Genomic DNA, 15,204 nt, shown 5'->3' with positions numbered 1-15,204 from the left:
GTCAGCCGGTCCCGGTTCCCGCGCCTCCGCCTCCGGCTCCGCCACCCCCGCCGCCGCCGCCGCCGCCGCCGCCGCCGCCGCCCGCGATGGTCGGGGTGCAGTCATCGCCGTTCGGCGACGGGCCGGTGTCGACGGTGAAGCGATTGGGCTCGCGGGAGAGCTGGAGTTTCGAGATCGACGCCCGCGGCGCCGAAATCCTGCGCGTGGCGGCGATCGGCGACGGCGACACCGACGTCGACCTCACCGTCCGCGACGCCTCCGGCAAGCTGCTCTGCGCCGACGGCTTCGGCGACCACTATCCGGTCTGCACCCTCGCGCCCGGCGCCCCGGCCCGGCTGCGGGTCCATGTCGTCAACCGCGGCGCGCTGTGGACCCGGGTTCAGGTGCTGACCAACTAGGCTCCGGCCTTCTTCGCGAAGGACAGCGCGCCTTCGGCCAGCATCGGGACCTGCGCCGCCATGGTCCTGGCATGGGCCGAGGCGGCGGTGCCGTCGCGCACCCGCCCGGCGATGCCCTGGCAGATGGCGCCCAGCCGGAACAGATTGTAGGCGAACAGCCAGTCGAGGTCCGCCGGCGCCGCTCCGGTCAGGCCGGCGTAGCGCTCGACCATCTGCTCGATGGTGGGGATGCCCAGCGCCGCGATGTCGGCGCCCGCCAGTCCGTTGCGCGCGGTGGCGGGGATCACCCAGGCGATCAGCAGATAGGAGAAGTCGGCCATCGGATCGCCCAGCGTCGACAGCTCCCAGTCCAGCACCGCCCGCACTCTCGGCGCGTCGGGCGCCAGGATCAGGTTGTCGAGCCGGAAGTCGCCGTGGACGATCCGCGTCGGCCCCTCGGGCGGCAGGGTCGCCGGCAGGAATTCGATCAGCCGGTCCATAGCCGGGATCGGCTCGATCTCCGACGCCCGGTACTGTTTGGTCCAGCGCCCGACCTGCCGCTCGAAATAATTGCCGGGGCGGCCGTAATCGCCCAGCCCGATGGCGGCGGGATCGAAGGCGTGCAGCGCCGCCAGGGCGTCCACCTGGGCGTCATAGATGGCGCGCCGCTGGTCCGGGCTCAGGCCGGGCAGCTTGAGGTCCCACAGCACCCGGCCCTCGACCTTGTCCATGACGTAGAACATCGAGCCGATCACGGCCTCGTCCGTGCACAGGGCCCAGGGCCGGGCCACCGGATAGCCCTGGGCGTGCAGGGCCGAGATGACCCGGAACTCGCGGTCCACGGCATGGGCCGAGGCCAGCAGCGTCCCCGGCGGCTTGCGACGCAGCACATAGGTGCGGCCCGGCGTGGTCAGCTCATAGGTCGGGTTGGACTGACCGCCCTTGAACTGGCGCACCCCCAGCGGGCCGGCGTAGCCCTCCACATTGGCCGCCAGCCACTCGCCCAGCCGCGCCTCGTCGAGGGCGTAGCGGGGATCGACCTCGCGCGTCCCGGAGAAGGTCGCCTGCGGATCGGCTTGGGCGTCGGCGGGGTCGGGCTGGCTCATTGCGCGGCGATGATGGCGGCCTTCACCGCGCCGCGCCACCCCTTCAGCAGCCGCTCGCGCTCGCCCGCCTCCATGCGCGGCGTCCACCGCGCCGGGGCCTCCACCGGATGGTCCTCGAGGTCGCCGATCAGGCCGACGCCCAGCGCCGCCAGCTTGGCCGCGCCCAGCGCGGTCATCTCCTGGAAGGCCGGCCGCTCCACCGTCACCTCGCAGATGTCGGCCACGAACTGCATGGCGAAGGCGTTGGCGGTGACGCCGCCGTCGACCTTCAGCACCTGGAGCTTCGGCGCCCCGTCCGCCGCCAGGGCGTCGAGCAGGTCGCGGGTCTGGTAGGCCAGCGATTCCAGCGCCGCCCGCACCATCTGAGCCGGGCCGCTGTCACGGGTCAGGCCGGTGATGGTCCCGCGCGCCTCCGGCTCCCACCACGGCGCCCCGAGTCCGGTGAAGCCGGGCACCAGATAGACGCCGCCGTTGTCGGCCAGCCCCTGGGCCATGGCCTCGGACTGGCGGGATTCGGTGATCACCTTCAGGCCGTCGCGCAGCCACTGGATCGCCGACCCCGCCGAGAAGATCGACCCCTCCAGCGCGTAGGCGACCTGGCCGTCCGCCGCATAGCCGAGCGTGCCCAGCAGGCGGCTGGTCGAGGCGACCGGCGTCGGGCCGACATTGGCCACCAGGAAGGCCCCGGTGCCATAGGTGATCTTGGCGTCGCCCGCCTTGAGCGCGCCATGTCCCACCAGCGCGGCCTGCTGGTCGCCCGCCGAACCGTGGATCGGCAGGGCCGCCCCCAGCACGCTCGGCTCGCAGTCGCCCAGATGATCGGCGCAGCCCCGGATCTCCGGCAGTCCCGCCAGCGGGACGTTAAACAGCGCCGCCAGATCCTCCCGCCACGCGCGGGTGGCGAGGTCCATCAGCGAGGTGCGGCTGGCGTTGGTGGCGTCGGTGACATGGCTGGCCCCGCCGGTCAGCTTCCAGATCAGCCAGGTCTCGATGGTGCCGAGCTTGACCTCGCCCCGCGCCGCCCGCTCGCGCGCGCCCGGAACCGCATCCAGCAGCCAGGCGAATTTGGAGGCGGAGAAATAGGGGTCGAGGATCAGCCCCGTCGCCGCCTGCACCCTCGGCTCATGCCCCGCCGCCGCCAGTCTCGCGGTCGCGTCCGCCGTGCGCCGGTCCTGCCAGACGATGGCGGTGTGCAGCGGCTCGCCCGTCGCGGCGTCCCAGATCACCGAGGTCTCACGCTGGTTGGTGATGCCGACGGCCGCGAACCGGCCGACCCCGCCGGCCTTGCGAATGACCTCGCGGCAGGTCTGCAGCGTCGCCGCCCAGATTTCAGCCGCATCGTGCTCGACCCAGCCGGGGCGCGGGAAATGCTGCGCCAGTTCGATCTGGCTGACCGCGACGGGCCGCAGGCCGCCCTCCGGCGCCGTCTCGAAGGCGATGGCCCGGGTCGAGGTCGTGCCCTGGTCGATGGCGAGGATCAGAGACTTCATGGGGGCCACCTTACGCAAGAACGAGCGATGCGGTTAAGTGCGCTCATGCACACCGCCTCCTTCGCCGGCGTTCAGGACGCCGCCCGCCAGATCGCCGGCCACGCCGTGCGCACCCCGCTGATCGAGAGCCCGGCCCTCAACGCCCGCCTCGGCGGCCGGATCCTGATGAAGGCGGAAACCCTGCAGGTGGCTGGCGCCTTCAAGTTCCGCGGCGCCTACAACCGCATCAGCCGGCTGACCGACGAGGAGAAAGCGCGCGGCGTGGTGGCCTATTCCTCGGGCAACCACGCCCAGGCGGTGGCGGCGGCGGCGCGCATGGTGGGAACCACCGCCATAATCGTCATGCCCGCCGACAGCCCGAAGGTGAAAGTCGAGGGCGTCATCGCCTTTGGCGGCGAGGTCCGCATGTACGACCGCTATGCGGAGAGCCGGGAGGCCATCGGCGAGGAGATCGCCGCCTCGAAGGGCTCGGTGCTGGTCCGCCCCTTCGACGATCCGTTCGTGATCGAGGGCCAGGGCACCATCGGGCTGGAGATCGTCGACCAGGCCAAGGCCGTCGGCGTCGCCCCGCTGGATCAGCTGATCTGCGGCGCCTCGGGCGGCGGCCTGATCGCCGGCGTCAACCTGACCATGGCCGCCCTGGCCCCGCACGCGCCGGTGATCGGGGTCGAGCCGCAGTATTACAACGACACCCAGTTGTCGCTCGCCGCCGGCGAACGCCGCACTCATGCGTCCGCGCCCGGCACCATCTGCGACGCCCTGATGACCGACCGGCCGGGCGAACTGACCTTCCCGATCAACCGCCGCCTCGACCGGGTCGAGACCGTCTCCGACGCCGAGGTGGCCGACGCGGTGCGCTACGCCTTCCGGGTCCTCAAGCTGGTGGTGGAGCCCGGGGGCGCGGTGTCGCTGGCCGCCCTGCTGGCGGGCAAGGTCGAGACCCGCGGCCGCGCCACGGCCATCGTCCTGTCCGGCGGCAACGTCGATCCGGCCCTGTTCTCGGCCATCATCGAGGATCGGTTCGATCCGGAAACCTGGGGGAAGACCGCATGAGCCGCACCGAACGCAAGGGCACGCCCACCCCCGTCGCCGACCTGCCCGGGCTGATCGGCCGGGAGATCGGCGTCAGCCGCTGGATCACCGTCGACCAGGCCCGCATCGACGCCTTCGCCGAGGTCACTGAGGATCGCCAGTTCATCCATATCGACCCGGAGGCGGCGAAGGCCACGCCGTTCGGGGGCACGATCGCGCAGGGGTTCCTGACCCTCAGCCTGCTGTCGGCCATGACCTATGACGCCGTGCCGCCGCTGGAAGGCGTGGTCATGGGCGTCAACTACGGCTTCGACAAACTCCGCTTCCTCGCCCCGGTGATGTCCGGGTCGCAGGTCCGCGGGCGGTTCAGACTGCTCTCGGCCGAGGACAAGGGCGGCGGCCGCTGGCTGCTCAATCACGAGGTCACCGTCGAGATCGACGGCGCCGAGAAGCCGGCGCTGATCGCCGAGTGGCTGGGCATGCAGGTGGTGGGTTAGGGGGAACGGGCCTATCCGCCGCCGATGCCCTCGACCACCCGGCCGGAGCCTTCGCACGTTGGACACGGCCGGTCGCCGACCAGACCCGTGCCGTTGCAGCCGGGGCAGATGTTCTCACCGGTCCCGGGCGTGCCGGGCTCGGCCTCGTCGCCGGGGGCGGGGGTGATGGGGACCTCGGTCATGCGACGGTAACGCGCAGACGCGGAGCCGGGTTCAGCCCTCGCCGAGACACCTCAGCGCCACTTCCAGGTTCCGCAGGCCGTCTTCGCCCGTCACCGCCGGCGGTTCGCCGGTGCGGATGGCGTGGGCGAAGGCTTCCAGCTCCTTCTTCAGCGGCTCGGCGGGCCAGCTGTTGACCGCCCGCGTCTGGTAGGAGCCGTCGGGCTGCTGGCCGAAATATTCCGTGACCTGCCGGGTGATCAGGTCGGCGACGACGAACCGGTTCAGGGTGGCCACCTGCAGGGTGCGGACCTTGTACGGGGTCACCCAGTTGGTGGTGATGTGGGCGATGGTGCCGTTCTCCAGCCGGAACTGCAGCAGGGCGGTGTCCTCGCGTTCAGCCTTGGTGCGGGCCAGCTGGGGCTGGACCTCAGCGATCTCGGAGTCCGTCAGGTGGCGGATGATGTCGATGTCGTGCACCGCCAGGTCGATGACCACCCCGACCTCGCCCATGCGCGGCGGGAAGGGGCCGACGCGGGTAATCTGGATCGAGATGATGTCGTCGCCGTCGATGGCCCGCTTGACCGCGTCCACCGCCGGATTGAAGCGCTCGACCTGACCGACCATCAGCACCCGGCCGTTGGCCTTCGCCGCGTCGATGATGCGCTGGGCGTCGGCCACGGTGGCCGCGATGGGCTTCTCGACCAGCACATGGACGCCCTTTTCCAGCAGGGCCACGGACAGGTCGGCGTGGGTGCGGTTCGGTGTCGCCACCACGGCGGCGTCGAGACCCGCCTCGACGAAGGCCTGCGCCGTCGTCACCGCCGCCGCGCCATAGGCGGCCGCGACACCCTCGGCCGTCACCGCGTCGGGGTCGAAGACATGAGTCAGCTCGACATCGCGGATGTCGGTCAGCACACGGGCGTGGTTGCGGCCCATGACGCCGACGCCGGCGACGCCGAACTTGAGGACGGGCTCGTGAGTGGTCATGCGGGTCAGGCCTTGAAGGAGGCGACGGCGGCGATGATGCGGTCCTGCGTCGCCTCGTCCAGATCGGAATGCATCGGCAGGCTGACGACCCGGTCCTTGAGCCGCTCGGTGACCGGCAGGCCCTGCGGGCCGCGGGGATACATCTCATAGGCCGGCTGCAGGTGCAGCGGGATCGGATAGTAGACCGCCGTCGGCACGCCCTGCTCTTTCAGATGGGCGGCCAGACCGTCGCGGTCGTCATGCTCGATGGTGTACTGGGCCCAGTTGGAGACATTGCCCTCCGGCACGTCCGGGACCGCCGCCACATGGGGCCGCAGGCCGTCGTTGTAGCGGGCCGCGATGCGGTTGCGCATGCCGATCTCGTCGCCGAACACCTTCAGCTTCTCGATCAGCACCGCCGCCTGGATGGTGTCGAGGCGGCTGTTCAGGCCGATGCGCATGTTCAGGTATTTGGGGTCGTGGTCGAAGGTCTTGCCCTCCAGGTCCCGCGCCACCGCCTTGCCATGCACGCGGATGGAATCGATCAGCTGGGCGAGATCGTCGTCATTGGTCAGCACCGCCCCGCCGTCGCCGTAGCAGCCCAGCGGCTTGGCCGGGAAGAAGCTGGTGGTGGTGATGTCGGCCCACTTCAGCGGATGCTCGCCGCCGATGGTGCAGCCGAAGCCCTGCGCCGAATCCGAGATCAGCTTCAGCCCGTGTTTGTCGCAGATGGCCTTGATCGCCGGATAGTCGGCCGGCTGGCCGAACAGGTCGACGGCGATGACCACGCGCGGCTTGAGCCGGCCTTCCTTCAGCGTCGTCTCGATGGCCGCCTCCAGATGGCCGGGATCCATGTTGTAGGTCCTGGCGTCGACGTCGATGAACACAGGCTCGGCGTCGAACCACGGCACGATCTCGGCGGTGGCGGCGAAGGTGAAGCTGGGCACGAAGACCGCGTCGCCGCGCCCGATTCCCCACGCCATCAGCGGCAGGGCCAGGGCGTCGGTGCCGTTGGCGCAGCCGAGGGCGTGCTTCGCCCGCCCGAAGGCGGCGAGGTCGGCCTCGAACTGGCGCACCTGCGGCCCCATCACCCAGGCGCCCCCGACCACGGCCGCCTGCACGGCCGCCTCGATGGCGCCGTTCAGGCGCAGGCGCTGGGCCTGCAGATCGATGAAGGGGATGGTCATCCGGGGCGGTCTCCGATCATGCGCGCGGGCGCCGGCGATGCGGGATCAACGCCTCGCCGAAGGTGGCGCTCCCTACCAAATCGGTCCCCACGGCGCCAAATGGCCCGGGGTCACTTCCCGTGACGGGTTGCAACGAAGCGGCCCGGCGGCGTATGCGCGGGGCATCATGACATCCGGCGTTCCAGCCGTCTTCCTCGATCGCGACGGCGTCCTGATCGAGGATACCGGCTACCCCCATCTCGAAGAGCATCTGCGCCTGATCCCCGGCGCGCCGGAAGCCGTGCGCCGTCTGACCGCGCTCGGCTATCTGTGCGTGGTGGTCACCAACCAGTCCGGCGTCGCCCGCGGCCTGTTCACCGAGGAACGGATGAAGGCCTTCAACGCCCAGCTGGTGCGCCGGCTGGCGTCGAAGGGCGCGGTGGTCAGCGCCGTCTACGCCTGCCCCTTCCACGCCGACGCCATCGACGAGCGCTACCGCCATCCCGATCATCCGGACCGCAAGCCCAATCCCGGCATGATCCTGCGCGCCATAGACGAGCACCACATCGATCCGGCCCGGTCCTTCCTGATCGGCGACCGGCCCTCGGACCTCGAGGCGGCCCGTCGCGCGGGCATCCCCGGCTTCCGCTTCGAGGGCGGAAACCTCGATGATTTCGTAAAAGACCTGCTGGGCCATTGAAGGAATTCGTCCGGCGGTGAATTACTCCGGACGACGCCCCGGAGCCGCCGCATGACCCAGACCTTCACCGAACGCCGCTGGACCAGTCCGGACGGGCTCTGCCTGTTCGCCCGCGACTACCCGGCCGCCTCCGGTCCAGCGAGGCTGCCGGTGATCGCCATCCATGGCCTGACGCGCAACTCGGCCGACTTCGGCGCCATCGCCCCGCTGATCGCCCAGAGCGGCCGAAGGGTGCTGGCCATCGACGTGCGCGGCCGCGGCAAGTCCGACCGCGCCACCGACCCGATGACCTACCAGCCCCTGAGCTACGCCCAGGACGTGCTCGCCCTGCTCGAACAGGCCGGCATCGCGAGGGCCGTCTTTCTCGGCACGTCGATGGGCGGACTGATCACCATGGCGCTGGCCGCCCTTCGCCCGAAGGTCATCGCCGCCGCCATTCTCAACGACATCGGCCCGGAGGTGGCGAAGGCGGGCCTGGCCCGTATCGCCGCCTATTCCGGCCAGCCGGTGGACACCCCCGGCTGGGCCGAGGCCGCCGCCTATGTGAAGGCGATCAACGAAGTCGCCTTCCCGCACTACACCGACGCCGACTGGGACGCGTTCGCGCACCGCACCTTCAAGATCGGGACCGAGGGAGCGCCGGTGCCCGACTATGATCCCGACATCGCCGTGCCGATCCGCGCCGCCGGCGCCAAGGCCCTGGTCCCGAACCTGTGGCCGATGTTCGGGCGGCTGACCAAGGGCCGCCCGGTGCTGCTGGTGCGCGGCCAGACCTCCGACCTGCTCAGCGAGGCCATCGCGGCGAAGATGCGCAAGCGCGCCCCGAAGATGGATTACGTCGAGGTCCCCGGCGTCGGCCACGCCCCCATGCTCGACGAGCCCGAGGCCAAGGCGGCGATCTTCCCGTTCCTGGGGGAACTGCCCTAGCCGTCCGGAACGTTCGCCTCCAGCTCGTCCAGCCACACCCGCGCCGTCGCGTCCGACGGCGCCCGCCAGTCGCCGCGCGGGGACAGCGAGCCGCCGGTGACCACCTTCGGCCCGTTCGGCAGGGCCGAGCGCTTGAACTGCGAGGTCTGGAAGAAGCGGACGAGGAATTTGCGCAGCCAGTGTTTGATCGTGGCCAAGTCGTATTCGACCTTCTCGTCGTCGGGCGTTCCCGCCGGCCAGTGGCCCGCCGAGGCGTCCTTCCACGCCTGATGCGCCAGCCAGGCCACCTTGGACGGCTTGAGGCCGAAGCGGGTGACGTAGAACAGGAAGAAGTCGTTCAGGGCGTAGGGCCCGACCATGCCCTCGGTCGATTGGAGCTTGCCGTCCACGGCCGGCACCAGTTCGGGCGAGATCTCGGTGTCGAGGATGCCGCGCAGCACGGGCACGGCCTCCGCCCCGACCACCTCGCGGTCGGCGACCCAGCGGATCAGGTGCCGCATCAGCGTCTTCGCGACGCCGCCGTTGACGTTGTAATGGCTCATGTGGTCGCCGACGCCGTAGGTCGACCAGCCCAACGCCAGCTCCGACAGGTCGCCCGTGCCGAGCACGAAGGCCCCGTTCTGGTTGGCCAGCCGGAACAGGTAGTCGGTCCTCAAGCCCGCCTGCACGTTCTCGAAGGTGATGTCGTGGACCGGCTCGCCCTTGGCGAACGGGTGGCCGATTCCCTCCAGCATGGTCGTGGCGGTGGGCCTGATGTCGATCTCCGCCCCGGTGACGCCCAGCGCCTTCATCAGCGCCCAGGCGTTCGACCTGGTCCCCTCCGAGGTGGCGAAGCCCGGCAGGGTGTAGCCGAGGATGCCGGTGCGCGGCAGGCCCAGCCGGTCGAAGGCCCGGCAGGCGACCAGCAGGGCGTGGGTCGAATCCAGCCCGCCCGAGACGCCGATGACGATGCGCTCGCCATTGGTCGCCTTGAGCCGCCGCATCAGCCCCTGCACCTGGATGTTGAAGGCCTCGTAGCAGTCCTGGTCCAGACGAGCCGGGTCGTCGGGGACGAAGGGGAAGCGGTCGAGCGGCCGGATCAGGTCGCCGGTCGCGCGTCCGGCGCCCACGTCGCGGATCGAGACCGGGACATAGGCCCCGCGCGTGGCGTCACGGCGGGGGGTGTCCTCAAAGTCGCCCTGCCGTAGCTCCCGCCGCGTGCAATCGGCGAAGGTGCCGGTGCGCAGCCGCTCAAGCCCGATCCGCCCGACGTCGATGTCGGCGACGGTCAGATGGCTGTCCATCGCGAACCGCTCGCCCTCGGCCAGCCGCGCGCCGAGCTCGTGGATGGTGGCCTGCCCGTCCCAGGCCAGGTCGGTGGTCGATTCGCCCCAGCCGGAGGCGGCGAAGACATAGCCGGCCATGGCCCGCGCCGACTGGCTGGCGCACAGCAGGGCGCGCTCCTCGGCTTTGCCGATGACGATGTTGGACGCCGACAGGTTGAGCAGGATGCGGGCCCCGGCCATCGCCTGGCGGGTCGAGGGCGGCAGCGGGGCCCAGAAGTCCTCGCAGATCTCGACCCCGAATACGAAGCCCGGACGGTCCTCAACGCTGAAGATCAGGCGCGGCCCGAACGCCGCGTAATATCCGCCCACGCCAACGCTGCAGCCCGAGCCGCGAAACAGCTCCTCCGAGGCGGCCGCGAACCAGCGCTTCTCGTAATATTCCCGGTAGTTGGGCAGATAGGTCTTGGGGACCACGCCCCACAGCCAGCCGTCCGACATCACCACGGCGGTGTTGTAGAGCCGTTCCTCGTGCCGCACCGGGGCCCCGACCACGGCGATGACGCCGGTTTCCTTGGTCGCCTGGCAGATGCGGTCGATCTGGCGCTCGACCTCCTCCAGCAGGGTGTCCTGTATCAGCAGGTCGTCGATGGCGTAGCCCGAGACGCTGAGTTCGGGAAACACGACCAGGTCCACGCCCTGCTCCGCCGCCTGCTTGATCAGGGCGATGTGCTCGTCGGCGTTGGCCACCGGGTCGGCGGTGTGGACCACCGGCGTGGCCGCGGCGACGCGGACGAAGCCATGGGTGTTCGGACTGTGGAAAGCTTCAGCCATCAATCTCTTCCGCTCATCCCGGCAAAAGCCGGGACCCAGTGCTGTCCAGCGTGACGCGGCTGGACCGCGACTTATGCTCATATAGGCGCAAACGGCTCATCCAAAGAACTGGGTCCCGGCTTTCGCCGCGATGAGCGGTTTCAGACTTTCAAGGACCGCGTGATTTTGCCGAACGAACCCGCTAAGCCCGCTGAATGAACGACGCGCCGAAAAAGGGCTGGCTTTCCCGCCTGAGCGAGGGCCTCTCCCGCTCCTCGAAACAGATGACCGAGCAGGTCGTCGCCGCCTTCGTCAAGGAACCGCTGTCCGAGGCCGCCCTCGAGGGGCTGGAGGAGCACCTGCTGGAGAGCGACCTTGGGCCCGCCGCGACCGACCGCATCGTCGCCCGCTTCCGCGACCTGCGCTTCGGCGCCGGGGCCAACGAGCGCGAGGTCAAGGAGGCGCTGGCCGAAGCCGTCGCCGCCGAACTGGTCAGCCACGAGGCCCGCTACGAGCCGCTGGACGGCCCGCGGCCGTTCGTGACCCTGTTCGTCGGCGTCAACGGCTCGGGCAAGACCACCACCCTGGGCAAGATCGCCGCCGACCTGACCGGTCAGGGGGCGAAGGTGATGATCGTCGCCTGCGACACTTTCCGCGCCGCCGCCCGCGAACAGCTCAAGGTCTGGTCGGAGCGCGCCGGCGCGACCTTCGAGAGCCGCCGCGACGGAGCTGACCCGGCCGGCCTCGCCTTCGACGCCTACACCCGGGCGAAGGCGGAAGGGTTCGACGTGGTCCTGATCGACACCGCCGGCCGGCTGCAGAACAAGACCGCCCTGATGGACGAACTGCTCAAGATCGTCCGGGTGCTGAAGAAGATCGACCCCGAGGCCCCGCACGAGACCCTGCTGGTGCTCGACGCCACCGTCGGCCGCAACGCCCTGGCCCAGGAGCAGATCTTCGGCCGCATCGCCTACGTCTCCGGCCTGGTCATGACCAAGCTGGACGGCACCGCCCGCGGCGGCGTCCTCGTACCCGTCGCCCAGGCGTCGGACGCCCCGATCAAGCTGATCGGCGTCGGCGAAGGAATCGAGGACCTGCAACCGTTCGACGCCCGGGCCTTTTCACGCTCTCTGGTGGGGCTCGAGGATTGACGCATGAGTGAGCCCGACGCCCCCCTTCCGCCCGCTCGCAAGGAGTCCAGCCTGCGCCAGCTGGTCGACTTCAGCGGCCTGCTGGCTTTCGGGCTGGCCTTCCTGATCTTCCGCCTGCGCGGCGTCGAGGGCGACGACGCCCTGGTCAACGCCACATGGTTCCTCGTCGCCGGCTCGGCGGTCGGCGTGGCCGTCGGCTTGATCGTCGAGAAGCGGCTGGCCCTGCTGCCGCTTCTCGTCGGCGGCTTTGCGCTCGTCTTCGGCCTGCTGACCCTGCTCACCGGCGACGGCCTGTGGGTCAAGCTGAAGGTCACCATCCTCAACGCCTCCCTCGCCGTCGCCCTGCTGGGCGGACTGGTGCTGGGCAAGCAGCCGCTGCGGGCCCTTCTCGGCACGGTCATCCCGATCAACGACCGGGCCTGGCGCATCCTGACGTTCCGTTACGGCCTGTTCTTCCTCTGCGTCGCCATCGTCAACGAACTGGTGCGCAGCGAGGCGCTGGTCGGCTGGGTCGCCGAACACATCGGTCGCGGCGACGTCGAGCCGGCCGACGTCTGGGTCAGCTTCCGGGGCGTGCTGTGGATCGCCTCGTCGGTCTTCGGCCTGTCGCAGATCCCGCTGATCATGCGCAACCTGACCTCGGCCGACACCCCGGTCGACCCGATGGCCCCCGCCGAGCCTGACCGCGCCCCCTGACCGGGCCCGGATCGTCCGTCGTCAAACCGTAAAACGCGGCTGCTAACTATGCCGGGCAGTCGAGGGGATACGTCGATGGTCAAGTCCGGCGCCAAGTCGAAACGGGGCCTCTCCGCCTCGCCCAGCCACCTGATGCACCGCGCGCTGCAACTGGCGCTCGACATCTATGCGGAAGAGGCGGGGCCGGGCGGCGTGACCCAGCGCCAGTTCGCCGTGCTCGAGGCGGTGTCGCACAGGTCCGGGCTGACCCAGACCGATCTGGTCCGCGCCACCGGCATCGACCGCTCCACCCTCGCCGACCTGGTCGCGCGGATGACCGCCAGGGGCCTGCTCGACCGCGAGCGCTCCACCGTCGACGCCCGGGCCAAGGCGGTGCGCCTGTCCGCCGCCGGCGAAGCCGCGCTGGAGGCCGCCCGCCCCCGCGTCGAGGCCGCCGACAAGCGCATCCTGGCGCTGCTGCCCAAGGGCAAGCGCGACGGCTTCCTCGCCCAGCTGGCCGACCTCGCGGGCGCGGCCGACGCGGCCCCGGACAAGGCGAAGGCCGAGCTCAAGGCCGCCAAGAAGGCCGCCCGCGAGGCGAAGAAGGCGGAGAAGCAGGCGAAGAAGTCGGCCAAGGCCGCGAAGCTGGTGCTCGTCGAACCGGCCTGACCCTCTCCACCCGGGCCTCAGTCCATCAGCTGCTGCGCCAGATAGACGTAGTGCCGCGCCCAGCGCCGCGCGTTGGCCACCGGGTCGGCGTCGTTGGAGTGGCCGCCCGAGGTCTCCTCGTAATAGAGGTGGTCGTGGCCCATCGCCTCCAACCGGGCCGCGAATTTGCGGGCGTGGCCCGGATGGACCCGGTCGTCGCGGGTGTTGGTGGTGATGTAGACGCGGGGATACTCCGTGTCCGGACGAAGCTGCTGATAGGCCGAATAGCGGGCGATATAGGCCGCCTCTTCCGGGACGCGCGGATCGCCGTATTCCCCGATCCACGAGGCGCCTGCGGGCAGCTCGTGATAGCGCAGCATGTCGATCAGCGGGCTCTCGATCACCGCCGCGTTGATCAGTTCCGGATGCTGGGTCATCGCCACCGAGGTCAGCACCCCGCCGTTGGAGCGTCCGTAGACGCCGGTCCGGCGCGGGCTGGTGATGCCGCGCTGATGCAGGTCGCGGGCGACCGCCGCATAGTCGTCGAAGGCCAGCTGCCGGTTCTCCTTCAGCACCGCCTGGTGCCAGGCCGGGCCGAACTCGCCGCCGCCGCGGATGTTGGCGTTGACGTAGACCCCGCCGTTCTCGAGCCACAGCTTGCCCATCTCGGGGATGTAGGCCGGCGGCTTCGACACCTGGAAGCCGCCGTAGCCGTAGATGATGGTCGGCGCCGATCCGTCCATGGCCAGATCGCGCGGGCGGACGACGAAATAGGGAATCTTCGTCCCGTCCGATGACGTCGCCTCGAACTGCTCGACCACATGGGTCGAGGCGTCGAAGCGGGCGGGGGCGGAGCGAAGAACGTCGGTCCTGCCCGTATTGGTGTCCGCGAGGCTCAGCGTCGACGGGGTCAGGAATCCTTCGACGGAATAGAAGAACCGGCCGCTCTTCTTGGACGAATCCCCGAGGTGCACCGAGACGTTGTCCGGCACGTGGACATTCCGCTCGTGCCACCGGGACGGCGTCGGCTCGAAGACCACCAGACGGCCCCGCACATTGTCGTAGATCGACGCGACGACGCCACGGTCGCCCAGCACCGCCACCTCTTCGATCGACTGGCGCGGCCCCGGGGTGAACACGACATCTCCCGTCATCGCGCCGCCGTTCGCCAGTGTGTCGAGATCGACAACGACCAGCGATCCGGCCTTGACGCCGTTGTTCAGCTCCGCCCAATCCTCCTCCGGCGTCAGGACCAGACGGCCGGCATGGGCGCCGCGCACCGAAATGCGGGCAGGCAGGTTCAGCCTGACCGTCCGATCGCCCACCAGCTGCCATGTTTCGCTCCGGAACGTATCGAGCGGACGGCTGATGAGGACCGCCTCCACCGCCCCGTCCTTGTCGCGATAGACCGAAGGACTCACCCCATACCCGCCGTCGCCGATGTCGCCGCGATAGACCTCGGTCGCCTGCGCCAGCGTCTGCCCGCGCTTCAGCGATTTGACGATGAAGGGATAACCGCTCTCGGTCAGCGTATTGGGCCCGAAGTCGGTGGCCACCAGCAGGGTGTCGCGGTCCAGCCATTCCAGTCGGTGCTTGCCCTCAGGCAGGACGAACCCTCCGTCCACGAACGATTTCGAGGGAATGTCGAACTCGCGCACCACCACGGCGTCCTTGCCGCCGTCGGAGAGGCTGACCAGGCACCGGGTTTCGTCCGGCGCCAGGCAGTCGGCGCCCTTCCACACCCAGTCCACGCCCTCGGCCTGCGCGAGGGCGTCGATGTCGAGCAGCGTCTCCCACTGCGTCGCCTCCGAGCGGTAGCCGTCCAGCGTCGTCCGACGCCAGATCCCCTTCGGATTGACCGCGTCCTGCCAGAAATTCGCGATCCCCTCGCCGAGGAAGCTGGGCCCCGGAATCCGATCGGTCGCCGACAGGATGTCGAAGGCCTGCTGACGGAAGGTTTCGTAGCGCCGGTCGCCCTCCAGCGCCGCCAGCGCCTTGCGGTTGGACTCGGCCACGAAGGCCATGGCCTCGGCCCCTTCGACCTCCTCCAGCGCCAGATGGTCGTCGGCGGCGCGCACCCCGGCGGGGCTCAGGTCGGCGGGGAAGTGCGGCGGCGCGGCGACCGTCCCCGCCTCCATAGGCTCGGCGTGGCCGGCATGCTGGGCGGTGACGGGCGTAGCCGCCAGCAGCAGGGCCGGGATCGCGGCCGAGAGGATCAGTCGGTTCATCACG

Annotated in this window: 15 protein-coding genes; 8 read left to right on the top strand and 7 right to left on the bottom strand. The window is 70.1% G+C overall.

Annotated elements, in window-relative coordinates; translation table 11 throughout:
• Positions 1-398: hypothetical protein (locus tag ACSQ1L_RS09400; protein WP_435994240.1), on the top strand; the 398-nt coding region annotated here is incomplete at its 5' end.
• On the opposite strand, the gene ACSQ1L_RS09395 is transcribed toward ACSQ1L_RS09400, so the two are convergent.
• Both ACSQ1L_RS09395 and glpK read right to left on the bottom strand, forming a co-directional pair.
• Positions 395-1,483: a phosphotransferase family protein gene (locus ACSQ1L_RS09395; protein ID WP_435994238.1), complete on the bottom strand. Its 1,089-nt coding sequence runs from the start codon at positions 1,481-1,483 to the stop codon at positions 395-397. The genes ACSQ1L_RS09400 and ACSQ1L_RS09395 overlap by 4 nt on opposite strands.
• Entirely contained in the window at positions 1,480-2,973 is a 1,494-nt protein-coding gene (gene glpK, locus ACSQ1L_RS09390) for a glycerol kinase GlpK (RefSeq protein WP_435994236.1), read from the bottom strand. The genes ACSQ1L_RS09395 and glpK overlap by 4 nt, the downstream gene beginning before the upstream one ends.
• 45 nt (positions 2,974-3,018) lie before the next feature.
• On the opposite strand from glpK, the gene ACSQ1L_RS09385 reads away from it, so the two are divergent.
• Entirely contained in the window at positions 3,019-4,026 is a 1,008-nt protein-coding gene (locus tag ACSQ1L_RS09385; protein WP_435994234.1) for a threonine ammonia-lyase, read from the top strand.
• A complete protein-coding gene (locus ACSQ1L_RS09380) occupies positions 4,023-4,502 on the top strand; it encodes a MaoC family dehydratase (RefSeq protein WP_435994231.1) in 480 nt (159 codons plus the stop codon). The genes ACSQ1L_RS09385 and ACSQ1L_RS09380 overlap by 4 nt, the downstream gene beginning before the upstream one ends.
• Positions 4,503-4,513: 11 nt before the next feature.
• Here the strand turns inward: ACSQ1L_RS09380 and ACSQ1L_RS09375 are convergent, their stop codons facing one another.
• The 3 genes from ACSQ1L_RS09375 to ACSQ1L_RS09365 are packed head-to-tail and all read right to left on the bottom strand — an operon-like array spanning position 4,514 to position 6,817.
• A complete protein-coding gene (locus ACSQ1L_RS09375) occupies positions 4,514-4,684 on the bottom strand; it encodes a hypothetical protein (RefSeq protein WP_435994229.1) in 171 nt (56 codons plus the stop codon).
• A 31-nt stretch (positions 4,685-4,715) separates the two neighbouring features.
• Positions 4,716-5,651: a Gfo/Idh/MocA family protein gene (locus tag ACSQ1L_RS09370; RefSeq protein WP_435994227.1), complete on the bottom strand. Its 936-nt coding sequence runs from the start codon at positions 5,649-5,651 to the stop codon at positions 4,716-4,718.
• Positions 5,652-5,656: 5 nt separating this feature from the next.
• Positions 5,657-6,817 (bottom strand): DegT/DnrJ/EryC1/StrS family aminotransferase, encoded by a 1,161-nt coding sequence (locus ACSQ1L_RS09365; protein ID WP_435994226.1) that lies wholly within the window; start codon positions 6,815-6,817, stop codon positions 5,657-5,659.
• 166 nt (positions 6,818-6,983) lie between these two features.
• Between ACSQ1L_RS09365 and ACSQ1L_RS09360 the strand changes: the two genes are divergently transcribed.
• Together ACSQ1L_RS09360 and ACSQ1L_RS09355 are read left to right on the top strand one after the other, a co-directional pair.
• Positions 6,984-7,496: a D-glycero-alpha-D-manno-heptose-1,7-bisphosphate 7-phosphatase gene (locus ACSQ1L_RS09360; RefSeq protein WP_435994224.1), complete on the top strand. Its 513-nt coding sequence runs from the start codon at positions 6,984-6,986 to the stop codon at positions 7,494-7,496.
• 51 nt (positions 7,497-7,547) lie between these two features.
• Positions 7,548-8,423 (top strand): alpha/beta fold hydrolase, encoded by an 876-nt coding sequence (locus tag ACSQ1L_RS09355; protein ID WP_435994223.1) that lies wholly within the window; start codon positions 7,548-7,550, stop codon positions 8,421-8,423.
• Here ACSQ1L_RS09355 and ACSQ1L_RS09350 read toward each other — a convergent pair.
• Positions 8,420-10,519 carry an NAD(+) synthase gene (locus ACSQ1L_RS09350; RefSeq protein WP_435994221.1) on the bottom strand — a complete coding sequence of 700 codons (2,100 nt, stop codon included), beginning with the start codon at positions 10,517-10,519 and terminating at the stop codon, positions 8,420-8,422. The genes ACSQ1L_RS09355 and ACSQ1L_RS09350 overlap by 4 nt on opposite strands.
• Positions 10,520-10,713: 194 nt before the next feature.
• Between ACSQ1L_RS09350 and ftsY the strand changes: the two genes are divergently transcribed.
• The 3 genes from ftsY (at position 10,714) to ACSQ1L_RS09335 (ending at position 12,993) form a co-directional block, all read left to right on the top strand.
• A complete protein-coding gene (ftsY, locus tag ACSQ1L_RS09345; protein ID WP_435994219.1) occupies positions 10,714-11,649 on the top strand; it encodes a signal recognition particle-docking protein FtsY in 936 nt (311 codons plus the stop codon).
• Between the two features lie 3 nt (positions 11,650-11,652).
• Complete coding sequence (locus ACSQ1L_RS09340; protein ID WP_435994217.1) at positions 11,653-12,345, top strand: inner membrane-spanning protein YciB; 693 nt, start codon at positions 11,653-11,655, stop codon at positions 12,343-12,345.
• Positions 12,346-12,420: 75 nt separating this feature from the next.
• On the top strand, positions 12,421-12,993 hold the full coding sequence (locus ACSQ1L_RS09335) for a MarR family winged helix-turn-helix transcriptional regulator (RefSeq protein WP_435994215.1): 573 nt from the start codon (positions 12,421-12,423) through the stop codon (positions 12,991-12,993).
• Positions 12,994-13,010: 17 nt separating this feature from the next.
• Here ACSQ1L_RS09335 and ACSQ1L_RS09330 read toward each other — a convergent pair whose 3' ends face one another.
• Positions 13,011-15,200: a prolyl oligopeptidase family serine peptidase gene (locus tag ACSQ1L_RS09330; protein WP_435994214.1), complete on the bottom strand. Its 2,190-nt coding sequence runs from the start codon at positions 15,198-15,200 to the stop codon at positions 13,011-13,013.
• Between the last annotated feature and the right edge of the window lie 4 nt (positions 15,201-15,204).

It is taken from the genome of Brevundimonas sp. LjRoot202 (assembly GCF_964253355.1).
In the GTDB taxonomy this organism is placed as follows: Bacteria; Pseudomonadota; Alphaproteobacteria; order Caulobacterales; family Caulobacteraceae; genus Brevundimonas.
This window is presented reverse-complemented; position numbering and strand designations above follow the sequence as displayed.

Bases quoted from the DNA above. Each gene is read 5' to 3' on its own strand.
- ftsY (WP_435994219.1), top strand. From the start codon at position 10,714: ATGAACGACGCGCCGAAAAAGGGCTGGCTTTCCCGCCTGAGCGAGGGC.
- ACSQ1L_RS09330 (WP_435994214.1), bottom strand. From the start codon at position 15,200: ATGAACCGACTGATCCTCTCGGCCGCGATCCCGGCCCTGCTGCTGGCG.
- ACSQ1L_RS09395 (WP_435994238.1), bottom strand. From the start codon at position 1,483: ATGAGCCAGCCCGACCCCGCCGACGCCCAAGCCGATCCGCAGGCGACC.
- ACSQ1L_RS09340 (WP_435994217.1), top strand. From the start codon at position 11,653: ATGAGTGAGCCCGACGCCCCCCTTCCGCCCGCTCGCAAGGAGTCCAGC.
- ACSQ1L_RS09335 (WP_435994215.1), top strand. From the start codon at position 12,421: ATGGTCAAGTCCGGCGCCAAGTCGAAACGGGGCCTCTCCGCCTCGCCC.
- ACSQ1L_RS09380 (WP_435994231.1), top strand. From the start codon at position 4,023: ATGAGCCGCACCGAACGCAAGGGCACGCCCACCCCCGTCGCCGACCTG.
- ACSQ1L_RS09370 (WP_435994227.1), bottom strand. From the start codon at position 5,651: ATGACCACTCACGAGCCCGTCCTCAAGTTCGGCGTCGCCGGCGTCGGC.
- ACSQ1L_RS09385 (WP_435994234.1), top strand. From the start codon at position 3,019: ATGCACACCGCCTCCTTCGCCGGCGTTCAGGACGCCGCCCGCCAGATC.
- glpK (WP_435994236.1), bottom strand. From the start codon at position 2,973: ATGAAGTCTCTGATCCTCGCCATCGACCAGGGCACGACCTCGACCCGG.
- ACSQ1L_RS09355 (WP_435994223.1), top strand. From the start codon at position 7,548: ATGACCCAGACCTTCACCGAACGCCGCTGGACCAGTCCGGACGGGCTC.
- ACSQ1L_RS09375 (WP_435994229.1), bottom strand. From the start codon at position 4,684: ATGACCGAGGTCCCCATCACCCCCGCCCCCGGCGACGAGGCCGAGCCC.
- ACSQ1L_RS09365 (WP_435994226.1), bottom strand. From the start codon at position 6,817: ATGACCATCCCCTTCATCGATCTGCAGGCCCAGCGCCTGCGCCTGAAC.
- ACSQ1L_RS09360 (WP_435994224.1), top strand. From the start codon at position 6,984: ATGACATCCGGCGTTCCAGCCGTCTTCCTCGATCGCGACGGCGTCCTG.
- ACSQ1L_RS09350 (WP_435994221.1), bottom strand. From the start codon at position 10,519: ATGGCTGAAGCTTTCCACAGTCCGAACACCCATGGCTTCGTCCGCGTC.